The organism is Clostridium yunnanense (genome assembly GCF_016595795.1).
Classification (GTDB): Bacteria; Bacillota; Clostridia; order Clostridiales; family Clostridiaceae; genus Clostridium_AR; species Clostridium_AR yunnanense.
On sequence record NZ_JAENHN010000007.1, the window covers coordinates 14157 to 30286 of the forward strand.

The following is a 16130-nucleotide window of genomic DNA, read 5'->3' on the forward strand; positions in this document are numbered from 1 at the left end:
ATTAATACTCCTCACTAATCATTAATTATCTTTAATATATCTTCACCGTACTTGTCCACCTTCACTGGACCAAAACCCTTAACCTTTAAAAGCTCTTCCTTAGTTCTCGGCATTGCTTTTAATATTCTATCTAATTCCTCATTATTAAACACATAATATGGAGGAATCTTACTGCTAGTTGCAATTGTAGTTCTATAAGTCTTTAATGCATTTGAGATATACTCTATATCAACCTTATTTGAAGTTTCTTTAGCTTCCACTGTTTTTAAACTTGCTGCTGCTTCACTTTTAGCTTCTTCTACTTTTTCTGATTCAGTTATATTAAACTTTGAAGCATAATCAGTTTCTTGGGGAATATGGAGCTGTTTAAATCTTTCAGCTATAACTAAAGTTAACTTCTCATCTATTCCCTGATAAGTTGTCTTCTCAATGATTTCCTTAAGCTTTGTATTCATTAGATCAAACTTAAATACCTTATCTAATATGTCCTCACTACACTCTTTAAAATTCAAGGTAGCCTTAGGATTAGTAAATACAACCATTGAGTATATAGGCATATTAGCTATGTTAAACTCATCTTTCAGAACACTTTTTATAAAGGTTTCAGACTTTCTATTTTGCTCTAAAGGACTATAAATACCTTCCTTATGCCACTTGTCCCCTTTTTTCATCCACCTTGAAAAGCTTCCTTGTTTATCTATCTCAATATTACCTTGCATGCTCTTAACTTTAATTACACATAAAAATCTGTTGGTTAAGCATAAAAAATCTATATTAGTTCCTTGATCCTTTACCTTAAGCTTTAAATCATATAGTCCATAAAAAGGCACAGATGAATTCTTAAGCTCATAATAAACCTTGCTTAAACCATCATGAACATACTTTTGAAGATTAAGCTCATTTTCAAGCTTCTTTCTGGTATTTTCGTTACTTGTATTATCTAAAAGCCTCTTAAGCTCTTTAATTTCACTACTTTCTATATCAAAATCTTTAAGAAATATTGGTGAATTTATAGTCTTCATAAGTTTATCTTCCGATGTTTCACCAAATAACCCCTTTTTAAGTGAATCAAGAATCCCCATGATGCCCTCCAAATTTAGAAATTTTATTAAATTATAACATATTTATATATAATTTTACAATTAGTGTATGTGAGGTGTGGCATATAAAAAACACTGGCTTTTTCGCCAGTGTTCACCTCTATCGAACTTATTTATTTTGTTTAGCTTTAGGACTGAATTTTCCTTATCCTTAAAATCCATAAATTAATAAACTACATTCATCTGTTTTAAAATATCAAAGGGATAAATTTGATGCTGAGTGATTGGAAAATACACAGCTACTTTATGAATTACTTCCTTCTTTTCTGCTATCCAAAGTTCAACTGATTATATTTCATCTTCATTTTTTCTAAAATACTTTCTTAAAATTTATAAGCATAAACCATTTGCATAAACAATCCTCTGCTATCCTTCATTGGATTTTTTGGTATCGTTTTAAATCCATTTTTATATTTTTGAAAATTTGCTACCTATATAACTTTAAATTTATAGTGTAAAAATATCCTTTTCGCTTAGTCTCAACCTTTCTAATATATCTGATACATCAATTTCAGTACCATCTGAAATTTCTACTATATCATCATCTGTTAAGTTTGAAATATCAACTCTTTCAACTTCATAATAATCTCCATCAAATCCTGCTTGGAAATCAGCTTCTCCTATATCTTCATCTGATGGATCATCATTCCCCCATTCGTCTAATACTCTTTCCCTAGCTTCGTAACCTTGATTGTCAGCATATGCTTCTGCCAATTTTTTATCCTCTGATGCATATACAACTTCACCTTCATTCATAACAATATACACAATACTAAACTTCATCTTTTACACCTCCTATTTTTGATATCTATATTATACTACAATAAAACAAAATAATTATTCATTGCTTGGAGCATTTATTCAAAACTAAAGAGATGAGCCAAAAGATAGTTTCTGCACAAAGAAGTTAGCTTCTGCTTTTTTTCTTTTTGAAGACCTGTTGTAAAATGAAATTTAACTAATAAAAAAATCCATAGTGGATCATTCTGTGTTATGCTTTAATCGCCAAACCAAAACATACACGAAGGATAATCACTATGGACTATAAAAATAATAACACAGAATCACGTAAAAATAAATATTTGAATTTCAAAGAGCGTATGTTTATCGAGCTTCGTTTAGAAGATGACTTTTCAGCTTATAGGATATAGCCAAAGAGCTAGGTCGCCCTATCAACACTATTTTAAATGAACTTCGTCGTGGAACTACCACTCAAATTAAGCAAGGAAAGAGCATTGAAATATACCTGGATCAAATTTATAAACTCTAAGTAAATGCAAGTGTTTAGATCATAAATAGAAATTAGTTCAATTTGTTATTGCAATTAGTCTAATATTAATTTTTCTGTTGTATGCAAATTATTTCTCTAAAAATAAAAAACCTGTGTTTACTTCACAGGCTCAGTAGCTTACCTTTCCATCTCCTTTAATCTTTTAGCTTTCTGCTTTATTTTTTCAGTTACTTTATGATTCTTTGATTTTATTGCTTTATTTAATACATCAATATTCAAACCTTCCTCAAATATTTTAATAGCACTATTAATTCTTGTTATTTGTGCTTGTAGTGAATCTGCTTCTTCATTTTCATTTAAAAGGCGTTTAGCAAATGTGTGTTTTTCTTCCGCTATCAATTTATCACCTTTTAAATACACTTCTTTATACTCCTCATAATAATCAACAAAGCTTGATAGTCCAACAGATGCTACTATTCGCTTAAATTTATCATTATCCATACTCAATCCCCATTTCATTTTTAATAATAATTATTTGAATTAATTTATATATAATTTGCTCATATTTAGCATCTATTCTCCCTGTTTTTTCATTATCACAAATAGCTTTGAAGTCTATAACAGTTTTATTCACTAAGCTAGTATCATTTATAAAACTCCATATTCAAGATTTCTTTTAAACCCTGAAGGTGTTAAATTGGAAGATGTAATAATGGAATACTTCTCATTATCAAACCGTTCTTCAGCAACAATAAATTTTTCATTCAACTCACAATAGAATTTCACTTATAATACCTCTATTATTATTCGAAAGGCTTTTCTATAAGCTCTGAAATAGTACTACAAAACTTATTCCACTGAGAAGGATATTTATTGCTGCTATTTATTCTTATAGTGTTGCTATTTGTTTCAATTTCAACAAACCACTGAGTACCATCACATATTTCAGGTTCAATATATTCTCTTTTCCAATTTAAAACTTTCATTATCAATAATTTCTTCTTTATTCCATTCATACTCACATTCACAACAATAATACTCTGGTGTTGGAATAGGAACACAACAGCCACCAAGTCTTACATTTCCTTTTTCAGATTCTTCAAACAAATCTATAGTTGGTTCACCATATATTATTTTTAAATTTCGTTTTGATCCACATTTGGGACATACTTTATAATTTATTGACATAACATCTCCCCCAAAAACACCAATAGATATACACCTACTTAAAATACTTTTTAGCTACTTCTCTCATTATTTTCATGTTATTACTTATCCAAGTAAATAATTTATTTCGAGCTTCAGTGTCAGTTTCTACTAACTCTTTTTGATATGGACAGTATACCGCTACCCTTGAGCTTTTAGCATCGTCTAAGGGTTCCCAACTTACTTGTTCATTTATAAATACAGAATCAATATCACCTTTATTACCAATCAACAATTTATACCATTCGGTATTTTTTTCTTGTTCAGGATGGCCTAAATAAATTTCTACTCTTATTCTAGCACCTTGTGCCATTGATACATTAACACTAATACCTGATTTACCAATTGAAGATGAAATCCAACTATCTTTTGTAGCTCTTCTTCCCTCTGCCCAAGCATATGTCAAGTTCATAATTTCCTACTCGCTTTTCTATCTGTTCCACTGCTATTGGAATACCGATTGTATTAGATACTAAATCTATATTTTCTGCTAACCAAGGCGTAAAGTCTCTTTCTTCGTTATTCCATACTTCCCTTGGATTAACTACAATAATCTCACCTAATTTAACTTTTCCCATGCTCTCACCCCAAAAATAAAATAAAGATAGATTACCCTAATTAATAAGGATATCTACCCACTATTATACAACAAAATTCATGCAATTCCTTTATTTTCCTCATAATATTTCCTTAACCCTCAACCCATATTTAAACTGAAACTCCACCTCCACTATGGAAAGTACCGTTATCCTCTCAATCACTTCTCTAAATAACTCCTCATCAAATCCCTTTACTAATTCCTGCTTCTTTATAATATCTGCTATCTGTTCCGCTCTATTTTTCCTTATAGTATCATCAAGCTTTGCTTACTGATTTAAAGCACACCTATATCAAATTTATGAAACATAAGTAAATACAAGTGTTTAGATTATAAATAGAAATTATTTCAATTTGTTATTGCAATTAGTCTTTTTTATTTTTTGCTCCAGGTTCAAAATTATCTTTACACCATTTTATGAAATTATCTGAGTGTAACAAATAAGTTTTAGCAGTATTTTCTTTAAGATATCCATCTCTTAAAGCCTCATTTACTTCTTTCTCATATCTTTCATAAAGAATTTCTAATTCTTTCATAAATTCATCGCTTGCCTTCATAAATAATCACCTATCCTTTATTTGCTACTTAAAATAATAAGTTCCTATCAAAAAATCTTACTTTCTTTGCTCCCTGTACTAATTGTACAGCACCATAAAGACTATCTGGTGCATCATCATGTTTTGCACCCTTGCTATAGAGCTTTACTTGATTATTATAGACTATATTGGAAAAATTGAACAGTATATGTCCTTTTTTAATATCGAGCTCTACGGTCATTATTCTTTCTTTATCGAATAATTTATCTCCCATAGCTTGTTTCTTGGACATTAGCTAGTAATAATCCAAATATTCAGACCATAAAATTTCTGTACCTTCCATATTTCACTACTGATATCTATATAGCTACACTCCCTTCTTTACTTTTATAAATAAAAAACACCTTCAACTGAAGGTGTAAATATTAAAATTATATGCATAAAAGAGTATTTTCATTATTTACTTCACGTGCCCAATAAGCCACACTATAACGAAAAACATAGTCTGTATCTTCTTTAAGCTGTTGATTAAAAACAGATATAAGACTTTTGATATTTTCCTCAGTGTGCCAAGTATTTGAGCTGTGCTATATGTATAAAGTAATTCATTATTATCTGCAAATACTTGCATAGAAATAACATCAATAATTTCATCTTCTTCATTTTTAGCTTTATTGTTTAATATCTTAAAAGTGTACCCATCCTTCCCCATACAATAATCTTCATTTAATTTTTTTCAATCCTGATTTTATAGTCATTAATTGCTCCTCCATTTATTTATACTTTGAAAATATAAAAACTGCCTACTCTTATTTGAATAGACAGTTTGTTAACCTTAATATGTTTTGTCTTTTTCCGCTCAATGCCAGCTTCCATGGCGTTGATGTCTTTTGATTAATTCCACATTATATTTATGGATTGTTTCAATTCATTTATAATATTAATTTTTTCCGTAAACCACTTACATATTTCTTCATTTTGATTTTCACTTGAAATAAAGTCTGATACTGGCTTTTCAAAAGAATAATATATATATGTTTCATCATAATCATAACAATCAAAAACATTTTCTAATTTTTCAGTATGCATTTTTTTTATTTTTTCAAACTCACTATTGTCATTTTCAATGCTAATAAATACTATCATAACTGGTATTTTATTATCATTAAATCGGAATCCAACTGTGATTTCTGAATATCCATTCTCCCCAACAATATTTCTGCTCCACATAACATATTGGTTATTCTTACTTACCTGTTTTAATCTTTCATAATCATACTCATATGGCTTTCCAAATGCTTCCGTCAATCTTGGCTTAACCATATCTAAACATTCATCCATTTTTGCTATTGTAGCATTAACTTCACTCATAACAATTAAATCCTGAAAGTTAAAATCTCCTGCACTCTCCATACCTTCACTCCTCAAAAACTCTAAATACTCTTCTACAATTTTATTTTTTTTATACTTTTCAAAAAATCTATATGTATCTCTCCATCTGTATTGTAAAAAATCAATATCAGAAATTTCTTTTTTATCATAATACTTAGTACAGTATCTTAAATATGCCTTTGTACCCTGACCTTTTTTTATATTATTCAATACCTTTGAATAACGATCAAGCTGTCTTTCACCTTCGGAAGAATCAATTTTATTTTCAATAAAACAAATATTACCTTCATTTTTAACAACTATATCTATAATGCAATTTGTATCTTCCTCAAGGTAATATTTTACTTGTGAACTAATAGAAAATCCTTGCCCATCTATTAAAAGGACATTATTAACAAATTCGTCTAACAGCTCATTGTCAGTTTCCAAAGTACCCACAAGTAGCTCCGTTGTAAAATCTTCTAGTGGAGTTTTATTCATATCTCTATTTTTTCTATATAAAGATAATAGCCTATTATAAATACTAATTAAAATCACCCTCTTCAATAAATAACACATTTTCATCTTATTATAGACTATTTTATTAGCTTTCATATAATTGGTTGCATATGAATTATCTACAATTCTATATACAGTAACTAGCTTGAATTTTGATAGCTTCTTCTGATTTGTTATTGCAATTAGTCTAAAATATTTTCTTAAAATTTATCAGCATAAACCATTTGCATAAACAATCCTCTGCTATCCTTCATTGGATTTTTGGGTATCGTTTTAAATCCATTTTTATATCCAAGCATTCCAGTAATAGCAAGACATAGTGCATCTATGATATCATCTTTAATAGCTTTAAACTTCACATCAGAGTATAGTACTTCTCTAATTTCATCAATCTTCCCATAATAACGGCTTAATACTTCTAATCTTCTTTCTATTCCTTCTTGTGTTTTCTTGTTTTCAAAAATATGCATTGCCCTTGTTCCGTCAAAATTAAGCATTGCAAAACAGATTTCTGGATGGCTTTCTAAAAGTCTATTTTTAAACTCTGGTGCATTATTAAAAAATTCATCTATCTCTTTTATTTTCCTGCAAATAGAAAAAGATTGTTTGCTTAAACCCTTTCCCAATACATTTCTGTTTATTTCATTAGCTTTACAATAATCATCTTCATATACAGCTTGTCTACACGGTACTGTAAATATACAGGATGCTCTAGAAGATAATATTTTTCTTCCTTCTGTTTCAGGTCTTATATAATATGTATTTTCAGGAAGTCCAATAGGCATGTCTATTAAAATAGTATTACTATCACTATATTTTGAACATATTTCTTCTATATTTTTAAAAACATTAATTTCAAAATCATTTTCTGTTATATTTACTGCTACATAACCATGTTTGCAGCCATCAACACCCACAAAACTATTCTTACTATCATATTTGTTTATGTTTTCAAAGGCATATATAAATTCACTTTCAATAGTTTTAAAATCTCTTTGTGAAAAGTTATGTTTCATAGCTATAAAAGGCTTTTCATCAAATATTTTTTCATCCATAAGCTCTATAAATTCATAATAAAGCATTGCATCATCAATTTCTCTTATTTTATCAATTTCATCTTCTGTTAAATTATCAAGTCCAAATTTCTCGTATATTACCTTTTGAAGTTTTTCTTCTATAACAAAATACTGTGATAAATTCTTTTTAACAGGTCTTGTTAAATCTGAAATATAGCTTTCACTGGCATCATGTAAAAGACAGCCCAGCTGAACTCGCTTTGAATATCCTCTAATTTTTGCTTCCTTATAACAATTAACGCAGTGCTGAGCTACGGAATAAAAGTGCTTAAAATGCCCGTTTGCTCTTGTCATCAAAGAAAGAGCATGGGCTATATCTTCAAGCTTTATATCTTCCATTATTGGTTCTAAAGGATAAAGTTTAGTTTTTGTATAGGTTAAAATGTAGTCGGACATAATTTGTTCTCCTTAACTAAATCAGCAACTTCATAGTCTTTTTCTATTTAATATTAAATTAGCACTAACATATGCTCTCACACCATATCAACTCCCCACTCTAACCTTAACCTCCTGAATAACCTCTTTATTTCTAAAATCATCACCATTTGTGTTAAAGTTATAAAAGTGTGCAAAGTGTGTAAATTCAATTATTGTATCAAATACTTGCAACTTATTCCTACTAGGCACTCCACGTGGCTCGATAGGATAGGAAGTACGTCTTTATCTCACTATACCAGCCTTTCGTTTGTGGGAACATATCCACTGCCATTTCGTGTATCCGCGGAAACATATCCACTACTTATCAGCAGAATCCGATATCTGTCTTAAAATAACATTGTAATATGTTTTCATCAAATTTCTTTCTATATCATCAACATAGCTGTTATGTGCAATTTTATTTCGGCATTCTGCCATATCATTCAATTTTGGCAGTATAAAATCTTGACTCGGAAAATAATCTTTAAAGATATCCCAATTGTTGTTTATTACCGCCCCTAAATCTTTATTTTCTTTTGTGTCTAATATCTCTAGATATTCTGGATTTACAAAAAGTGTAACATATGCTGCTAAAGCATTGCTACGCCCCCACTTACCATCATAATATGCCTTTCATGAGTTTATCATTTGAAAAAGGTAACTCATATTAATAAATCACTCATAATCATTCATCTCCTTTTTTTGCGCCTTCAATCCAATTATATGTTTCGCCTTTATATCTATTGTAAAACTCATCTCTGTCATTGTAATGATGCCCTATCAAATTAGGTCGAATATTATCCCTAACCGAAATAATTAATTCTTTTTCTGCATCATTATCTACTAATGCCATCATAGCAAGGAAATAACCCGCATATAACCCATCTAAATATCCAGTCTGATGTAAATTAGCAATTAAAAGTTTATCTGGCAAACCAATATAACCTTTTGGAATAAGTCCTTTTTCACAAAGCTGGTTAGACCACAAAGTGACTATTTCTTTCTGTGCATCAGTACTGCTAAGTAACTTTTCAATCCCCTTTGGAATATCTTTTATTTTATCTTTTATGTAATCAAAAGCAATATTTGATAACATTGTCAAAGCATCCGACATATTTTCGTTAATATTTTCTTTAACCTTATCAGGCACTCCATCACCGAGACGTACAGATTTTTCATTTTCTATCATTTTTCTATATCCTCCATTCATTAAAAAATGTATTATTCTGATTCAGGCAAATCAAAATCTTCATCCGTGCATTTGCGGATGATTCGCTTTGTCTTTTCAACAGGCAATGGAACATTTTCTTCACTAAAGTATTCGATGTTCACTACCTCTACAACTGCCTCATGATTATCCTTTCCTGCCGGAACAAGAACAAAATCACCGACCTCAATACTGTCATCGTCTGTAAGATAATAATAACTCTTGTATCCCTGATCAAAGGTAACGCTGCAGAAGATGTATTCCGATTTGCGGCGTTTTGCCTTGCTATAAACCGATGGGGCAAGGATTTCTCCCATACCATAAAAATGAATGAAGTCAAACACCGTTTCTGCAAAATCCGCAAAGTCCTCTGGTAGACCATTTTTATCGTAACTGCCCTCGATGACACGCTGCGGATTCTTTTTGTAATCGATAGTGATTTTATAATCCTTTGTTTCATTTGGAGTATCAATCACATCATCGAGATTGCCTTCAATATGTAAAAACAAATCTTCCTCATCAAAATTTTCAAGCAGGCTTTCAATTCCGCCTTCAATTTCATACTTACGGGAAACCTTGCAGCCTGTTCCGATGTTCTGGATGTGTTCAAGAGTTTCTGTTTCTCTGTCGATAATCAGATGTTCCGTATAATCCCATATTACATACTCCCAAGTAGCACCCTCCGGCACTTCCTTTGGCTTGATTTTTGTCAGCCTATGGTAATCTAACGTAATTCTGTTTATTACATCTGGTTTACGGTTTCCATCAAATACATACAAATCATCCATACCAACGGTATAACGCATAAGGTCAGATAAGTCGATGCCTTCATAATCAAAATCTGCGCACAGCGAACCTCGAAATTTATAGGTAGTTCCCTCGGTATTGGTCAGTTCCATGACCCAATTACCAATATCTGTAGCAAAAATCTCAACATACTCATTTCCGAAATAGGCCGCGAGAACATTCAGCAGTTTATCCGCTGATGCTTTTTCTATCTTAAAATTCTTTGTTCTTGCTTCTTCGTATCGTTCTCCTGCATTTCCGAAGTTATAACCTGAAAACCATACACGCCCTTCATCGTTGATGGTAAGGTGTTGTTCTACTTCATCGTCTGGTTCTGGCATAGGACCATAACAGATATTGTTTGACACTATACGCACTTTTTTCAGTGTTCCTTGGAATATAAAAGGATTTGCCCCGGAAAGCAATGCCAATCGACTAAGAGCCAAAATAAACCACGCTCTGTTCTGCGGTTCCAAAATCTCTGCTCCGGTATATGCCCAATGGTTAAAATATCGCCATTGAGAATAAATCGCAGACCCAAGCAGGGGGATGTCTTTGACATCATCAATGATTCTGTCCAGAGCCTCGTAATTGTTCGCTGCCTTTCCGTATTTTTCGAAAAAAGCGTGACCACCGTCCATCTCAAAGCCGAGAACAGCACAGTCATCAGCCATCCAATGGTCAACCAGTTCTATATAATTGATGTTCTGATCACGAAACTTATCGCACCATTTAACAGCAAAATCATAGATTTGTTTCATATCAGCCACTGTGGTACACCTCCAATCGTTTGATTATTCTTCTTTAATAAACTGATAATTTACAAAGTAATTCTATTTTCTTTTTTATCCCAAAATCTTGGATGGCTTGTTTTATAGCCTCCCAATCAGTATCATTCCAAATAATTGCTGCTTGATATCGTTCACATACTCGTGCTGGAAATTCATACACTGAGCTTTTTAGCCTCATTTTTTTCTAAACCTTCTATTTCTTTCTAAATGTATTACCTTATGTTTCTTCTCCAATGAATAAAAAGCATTGTATATGTTGTTATTTTCTTTCATGTATCATTCCCATGTCACACAATCAGTCAGTATGACAAAAGTTACTTTCTCTAAATATTCTTTTACTTCTGATTCTGCGTGTTCTCTGTCTGCTGCCTTAAGAGTTTTTACTTCTAATAATGATTTATATTCCACGGTATCTTTTTCTGTTTTTTTCAATTTCCATTTCGATGCAATCAATAAATCTGGCGTGTATCCGACAGCGAATGCTTCACGGTCAATGCCACGTTTATCCCATTCTTTTGTGAGCATAGATGTATCTACAACATCTAAATCTTCACATAGTTCTTCAAAAAAAGGAATCAATATACGATTCTGATAATTTTCTTCTCTATTATCATTCTCGAAAAACCAAGTAACCAACTTAGCATATTTATCAAAATCTATTACATATCCTCCTTCCAGAAGTCAGAATCTTAATTATCGTTGTATCCGTTTCTGATAGTGTCCAAGCATTTCTTCCAGTATTGCTCACGCTCCAGTATTTTTATCGGATCATAAGATAAGCCGAAATATTCAAGCAGTATATATGTAAAATACTTTTCAAAATACTCAGCACCTTTTTGCTCATACAGAGCAATCAGTTTCTTGTTTCCGCCATGCTTGCAATCAAGGTAGTTACCCCATCTTTGAGCAACGCCTTCTTCACCTGTGGCAGAACCTATATAAAGTTTTCCGGTGTGAGTGTCTGTTAGACAGTAACCCCCGGTTATTTTCTATAATGACTCATAATATGTAGGCAGTATTCTTCCGTTGAAAATATCAGCCAAACGATGATACGGCAAATGTACTCTATCATATGCTTCAAAGTTCTCACCGCTATATAAACACGGTAATATTTATTTTACAGTAGCCTAATCAATGTATTTACTTCGGTTATGCATTTCCGTTGAAATATTTATAATTTAATGCCTTACTAACCGTTTCAAATACAGAAGCATCCAGCTCCTTTTTAGAGATTTCCAAAGCAGCTAAAAACTTTTTATTCTTCTTAAATGATTTTAGCAACAATTTTTCATCCTTCTGATCCACATCAATCCTATAAAGAAGATTTGATAATGTAAGAATTATTTTCCGTTGTCCATAAGTCCAGGTCTTCTCTGTATCTATATTCAAGAAGTCTTCCAGGTCAGATTCACTGTATTTTGATTGTAGTCCTAATATTGGATTAACAAGCAACTGTGTAGATGATGACATCAAATTGACATATGAACCTAAAGCATATTGCTGTACCTCAGTCATCTTACTGTAGTCCAACCCAAATGTATGGATCTCTTTTATTGCATCTTCAAGGAGTTCTGATTCATCAGAAATCCTTTTAATACGCTCATTCAATTCTACAATTGCAAGTTCGTATGACTTTATGTCTCTTTCACTGATGAGCGTAAATATATCTTCAAGTCTTTTTCTTTCGCTTTTTGCTTTCCAGAATAATAACCCACTGCTTAACAATGCCACACCCGCAATGGCCCAACCAACAGGTCCAGCAAGAGCTAAAAATGCATTGCCTGCTGCCATTCCACCGCCTCCAGCGGCCAGTGCTCCACCACCTAACCAGGCAAGAGCTGCGTTTGTAGCTGCAGCGCCGCTAAGGGTAGATATGGCAGTTCCTGTTGAGGCTACTCCAAATGTCGTGGCAATTCCCATAGCTGCTGTTGGCCCTAAAGTTACAACACCAACACCTAATGTTGCCCCCGCTACTCCAGCACCTGCATTTTTTATTATTGCCTTATGATAGTCTGTCTCTATCTTTTCAGCCTGTTGCTTCCAGTTCAAACGCACTTTTTTTAATCTTTCATATTCTAACTTACTTTCACTTGGAATATTTCTAATTGCATCAAATTGCTCTTGTATCTGATTTAAAGCGTCATATAGTTTTTCTGTATGTTTTCCTAGTTCATCTATTTTATTGTTTGTCTCATTAATAGATTCTTCAGCTTTCTCCTGAGCTATTTGAAGTTTCGATTTTTTCTTACTCATTAGTTTCCACATCCTTTTATCTGAAAATATGCATCAATGTCACTCTTGGCTTTTAGAATGTTCTCTTGAGGAACATTTCTCAATTCTGCTAACTTTACAGTTTTCTGAAAAGCTGCTGCATATGCATCGCTATCTTTCAAATACCGTACAAACAACAGAAGGTCCTTATCATCATATATTTCGGCTAGCGACTTCAATCCTTCTATATAATTTTCAACGATAGTCTTTTCTCTGGCTGCAAATTTAGCCTGAGCATCTACTCGATGGTAAATAACTGCTCGGTGCCCTTCTCCATATAATGAAATAGCAAACCGACCTACACCAGCAATGTTTAATCTTAAAAAGAATTCTATTGGATTAAATGTGCCACCACCTGCAATAAACCCTCGAATAGTCGCATCTCCTATATCCAATAAACAAAATGTGCCATGTGCAACCATAAGCATTCTCTTAACAGATAAATTTGAGAAAGGCTCGCAGCTTTTCCATAACAGCTTGAAAGACCGATTTTCTTTCGGCACAGTAGAAAAATATCTTACTAAACGTCTTATCGAATATATCAGCCTCACAAGCAATTCATTAAGGAATACAGGTATCATTTGCGCTGTTTGAAATCTTTCATCAAATCCTTCTTTATAAATATTAAGTGCTATCTCATTTATTGATAAATCAAACTCCAACACAGGAATCTTAAGCTGTCTCTTTAAAGCAATAATGTCACTTGTCCAGCTCCAAATAGGTGAAGGAATACCCATTCCACGACTCTTGCTACCTGATGAGCCAGACATATCAGAAACAAGATGTCCAAACCAATTCACAAATCCACAAAACAACTTGCTCGGTACATCATTGCCCTTTAATTCAAACTTTCCATCAGCGTCTGATAATGAAATAAGCTCTCCGCCAGAAACAAAATGCGATGAATTTGTAAACTGATCTAATATTGAGAAGAACAATCCAAATATCGTCGGATTGTGTCCTAATGACTTAAAATGATGATTCTTTGGATTCAAATCAAATATGAAACTCGCTGCATCACCGGCGCCTCGTTGATCATATGGAATCTTGAATTTCTTTTCTAGAAATTTAATCGCAGACGATGCTTCACCATCTGCACCTTCCCAGCCACATATTTTTGCAAAATCTACAGTTCTATTCTCAAACCACTTATCAGTAATATCTCCAATCGTTGATTCGACTGGCTTTCCAACAAGAAAAATATCTATTAATCCACATATAGCACCCGAACTAGCGGCTAATGCATAATCAAGTTTATCACATTCCGACTTCAATCCTTTAATTGTCTCAATTGTCTCATTAAGAGCTTCTAACTCTAGTTCTGCCTGATGTAATGCTAACGAGATGGATGAGTCGAATTCGAATTCATCATCTCCTATATTTATTGAAATTAATGTTCTATCTGGCATACGTTCAACTCTCCTGCTTCATTAATAATATGTCACCATACCTAATTGGTTACATAATCTAGTGTCCTATTCCTCAATGTATGCATTTCTATGATGATAACATCCTATCAACTCAAGTCTTATCCTAATAACCATTCTATCAGCTTAACCCTATCTGCATTTCAAATAGCAGTAGATATGTTTCCGCATACTATAAAACCGCACTTTAGATCGTGTTGGCAAGATTGTTATCATTTGAAACCTCCGTAAAATCAATGGTTTTGGCATGGCATCAATTCTACGCACTCGACGTGCGTCGGTTCAATCTATAAGCTTGAAATAGACTTATGTCGATATTTCGGATATCCTTCCATACTAAACTCTACTGTATTGCAATGATACTATATTTATAATCTTATATCCTTTAAAACATCTAATAATCTCTTAGCAGGCAATATATTACTTCCAGTAACTAAGGATATAACTTTCATTTTTTTATTACTTGTATCTATTATGCACGAAACAGAACCCCCGCCACCTTCAGAGTACTTTAAAGGATAATGTTTAGCATTTTCTAATGACATTCCTATAATCTCACTCTGAAATCTTATCCAGTCATTAAGCTTTTCATTAGTATGATATTTTGTAGCACAAATAGCAACAACATCTTTATCACAACAATATTCCTTAAGCAAAGTAATGTATTTATTTATGAAATTACCTTCCTTTTTACTTAATTCTACAATTTCTTTTTTATATTTTTGAGGTAAATTGCCACTATGAAATGGAAAACCTTCAGCCTGAATAAACATATTACGGTTTAACCCATTTGCAACCTTTTCCATATCTTTTATTCTATTAGCTGATGTACCCTCTAAAATTTGCTTATAATGTGATCCTAATACATTAGCATTATATTTGTAACTTTCATCATATTTAATAACTGAATCATCATTAACTATATTATCCTTCTTTTGAAAATCAGCTCCTTGTCCAGGATTTGTTGTCAAGAAAAGTAATTCATTTTCTTTCTCTTCATTATTGCCAAAAAGGAGATATGGTTCTGGGCAATGGGCCTCTTCAATAAATTCAAAAAACTTTTCGAAATATCACCCTTTATTAATTCACTATTTGTTTTCCAGTTTGTCCATAATTCTTCACAAAATTCAATGTAATTCATAAGTTTCCTTCTCCTTTAAACTTTTATGTATTTTTTGATAATGCTTTTTATTTTGTTATCAGTTAAGTAAAGAACTAACCCGCATTATCTGACCTTACTATAAAGAGCCAATCTTATAAACTCGTAGATTTTCACTTATTTTCTATTCATTTAAGTTTATTATAAATAATCGTTTTTCTACTTTATCTTATTTAAATTTTATAAAAATCCCTTTATCATCAGTTCCCCATCTTTCAATCGCATATTCATTGAACAATGTTCCTGCAGCTTGCCTAATAAATACTCTAGGTTTTAAATTTTTATGATCTTCGTAAAACTCCTTTCCATACTCTGGAACGTCTCTAGATACTCTTTCAAAACTTTCTCTAAAGTTGATCACGTTAACTATCTCACCATTTTGCTTATTTCTTTCCTATTCATTAATTAATAGTAAAACTTCATCATTATCTAGTT

Annotated in this window: 24 protein-coding genes and 1 pseudogene; 1 reads left to right on the forward strand and 24 read right to left on the reverse strand. The window is 32.1% G+C overall.

All coding sequences use genetic code 11. The features are described 5' to 3' along the window. Positions 1–14: 14 nt before the first annotated feature. Together JHL18_RS02375 and JHL18_RS02380 are read right to left on the reverse strand one after the other, a co-directional pair. The gene (locus JHL18_RS02375; RefSeq protein ID WP_200266041.1) at positions 15–1082 is read right to left on the reverse strand and encodes an HRDC domain-containing protein; all 1068 of its coding nucleotides are present in this window, start codon (positions 1080–1082) and stop codon (positions 15–17) included. 465 nt (positions 1083–1547) lie between these two features. Beyond that, complete coding sequence (locus tag JHL18_RS02380) at positions 1548–1883, reverse strand: hypothetical protein (protein WP_200266042.1); 336 nt, start codon at positions 1881–1883, stop codon at positions 1548–1550. Positions 1884–2137: 254 nt separating this feature from the next. On the opposite strand from JHL18_RS02380, the pseudogene JHL18_RS02385 reads away from it, so the two are divergent. Beyond that, positions 2138–2364 (forward strand): annotated as a pseudogene (locus JHL18_RS02385) (helix-turn-helix domain-containing protein); the annotation flags it as partial. Positions 2365–2508: 144 nt separating this feature from the next. On the opposite strand, the gene JHL18_RS02390 reads toward JHL18_RS02385, so the two are convergent. The 22 genes from JHL18_RS02390 to JHL18_RS02495 form a co-directional block, all read right to left on the reverse strand. After that, complete coding sequence (locus tag JHL18_RS02390) at positions 2509–2832, reverse strand: hypothetical protein (protein WP_200266043.1); 324 nt, start codon at positions 2830–2832, stop codon at positions 2509–2511. Continuing rightward, on the reverse strand, positions 2825–2965 hold the full coding sequence (locus JHL18_RS25710) for a hypothetical protein (RefSeq protein WP_207752949.1): 141 nt from the start codon (positions 2963–2965) through the stop codon (positions 2825–2827). Before JHL18_RS25710 ends, JHL18_RS02390 begins: the two co-directional genes overlap by 8 nt. Positions 2966–2979: 14 nt before the next feature. Beyond that, the gene (locus tag JHL18_RS02395; RefSeq protein ID WP_200266044.1) at positions 2980–3117 is read right to left on the reverse strand and encodes a hypothetical protein; all 138 of its coding nucleotides are present in this window, start codon (positions 3115–3117) and stop codon (positions 2980–2982) included. 17 nt (positions 3118–3134) lie between these two features. Further along, positions 3135–3317 (reverse strand): hypothetical protein, encoded by a 183-nt coding sequence (locus tag JHL18_RS02400; RefSeq protein WP_200266045.1) that lies wholly within the window; start codon positions 3315–3317, stop codon positions 3135–3137. Continuing rightward, positions 3283–3519, reverse strand: a complete 237-nt coding sequence (locus JHL18_RS02405; protein WP_200266046.1) for a hypothetical protein — start codon at positions 3517–3519, stop codon at positions 3283–3285. The genes JHL18_RS02400 and JHL18_RS02405 overlap by 35 nt, the downstream gene beginning before the upstream one ends. Before the next feature lie 34 nt (positions 3520–3553). After that, positions 3554–3949 (reverse strand): DUF4268 domain-containing protein, encoded by a 396-nt coding sequence (locus tag JHL18_RS02410; RefSeq protein ID WP_200266047.1) that lies wholly within the window; start codon positions 3947–3949, stop codon positions 3554–3556. After that, positions 3900–4115 (reverse strand): hypothetical protein, encoded by a 216-nt coding sequence (locus tag JHL18_RS02415; protein WP_200266048.1) that lies wholly within the window; start codon positions 4113–4115, stop codon positions 3900–3902. Before JHL18_RS02415 ends, JHL18_RS02410 begins: the two co-directional genes overlap by 50 nt. Positions 4116–4500: 385 nt before the next feature. Then, positions 4501–4692 (reverse strand): hypothetical protein, encoded by a 192-nt coding sequence (locus JHL18_RS02420; protein ID WP_200266049.1) that lies wholly within the window; start codon positions 4690–4692, stop codon positions 4501–4503. 28 nt (positions 4693–4720) lie between these two features. Then, positions 4721–4963, reverse strand: a complete 243-nt coding sequence (locus JHL18_RS02425; RefSeq protein ID WP_243277765.1) for a hypothetical protein — start codon at positions 4961–4963, stop codon at positions 4721–4723. A gap of 168 nt (positions 4964–5131) precedes the next feature. Continuing rightward, entirely contained in the window at positions 5132–5383 is a 252-nt protein-coding gene (locus JHL18_RS02430) for a hypothetical protein (protein WP_200266050.1), read from the reverse strand. 182 nt (positions 5384–5565) lie between these two features. Then, positions 5566–6543: a PD-(D/E)XK nuclease family protein gene (locus JHL18_RS02435; RefSeq protein WP_200266051.1), complete on the reverse strand. Its 978-nt coding sequence runs from the start codon at positions 6541–6543 to the stop codon at positions 5566–5568. Between the two features lie 218 nt (positions 6544–6761). Next, positions 6762–8033: a DUF429 domain-containing protein gene (locus JHL18_RS26415; RefSeq protein ID WP_200266052.1), complete on the reverse strand. Its 1272-nt coding sequence runs from the start codon at positions 8031–8033 to the stop codon at positions 6762–6764. A gap of 706 nt (positions 8034–8739) precedes the next feature. Then, positions 8740–9243 (reverse strand): hypothetical protein, encoded by a 504-nt coding sequence (locus JHL18_RS02450; RefSeq protein ID WP_200266053.1) that lies wholly within the window; start codon positions 9241–9243, stop codon positions 8740–8742. A gap of 32 nt (positions 9244–9275) precedes the next feature. Further along, on the reverse strand, positions 9276–10817 hold the full coding sequence (locus JHL18_RS02455; RefSeq protein ID WP_338025435.1) for a hypothetical protein: 1542 nt from the start codon (positions 10815–10817) through the stop codon (positions 9276–9278). Between the two features lie 34 nt (positions 10818–10851). Next, the gene (locus JHL18_RS02460; RefSeq protein ID WP_200266054.1) at positions 10852–11016 is read right to left on the reverse strand and encodes a hypothetical protein; all 165 of its coding nucleotides are present in this window, start codon (positions 11014–11016) and stop codon (positions 10852–10854) included. 98 nt (positions 11017–11114) lie between these two features. Next, complete coding sequence (locus JHL18_RS02465) at positions 11115–11474, reverse strand: hypothetical protein (protein ID WP_200266055.1); 360 nt, start codon at positions 11472–11474, stop codon at positions 11115–11117. A 53-nt stretch (positions 11475–11527) separates the two neighbouring features. Beyond that, positions 11528–11824 carry a GIY-YIG nuclease family protein gene (locus JHL18_RS26560; protein WP_200266102.1) on the reverse strand — a complete coding sequence of 99 codons (297 nt, stop codon included), beginning with the start codon at positions 11822–11824 and terminating at the stop codon, positions 11528–11530. A gap of 163 nt (positions 11825–11987) precedes the next feature. Then, complete coding sequence (locus tag JHL18_RS02475; protein WP_338025436.1) at positions 11988–12893, reverse strand: hypothetical protein; 906 nt, start codon at positions 12891–12893, stop codon at positions 11988–11990. 197 nt (positions 12894–13090) lie between these two features. Next, complete coding sequence (locus JHL18_RS02480; RefSeq protein ID WP_200266057.1) at positions 13091–14518, reverse strand: hypothetical protein; 1428 nt, start codon at positions 14516–14518, stop codon at positions 13091–13093. 386 nt (positions 14519–14904) lie between these two features. Next, complete coding sequence (locus JHL18_RS02485; protein ID WP_200266058.1) at positions 14905–15507, reverse strand: hypothetical protein; 603 nt, start codon at positions 15505–15507, stop codon at positions 14905–14907. Next, complete coding sequence (locus JHL18_RS02490) at positions 15504–15677, reverse strand: hypothetical protein (protein WP_200266059.1); 174 nt, start codon at positions 15675–15677, stop codon at positions 15504–15506. Before JHL18_RS02490 ends, JHL18_RS02485 begins: the two co-directional genes overlap by 4 nt. Positions 15678–15864: 187 nt before the next feature. Beyond that, positions 15865–16056: a hypothetical protein gene (locus tag JHL18_RS02495; RefSeq protein ID WP_200266060.1), complete on the reverse strand. Its 192-nt coding sequence runs from the start codon at positions 16054–16056 to the stop codon at positions 15865–15867. Positions 16057–16130: the final 74 nt, after the last annotated feature.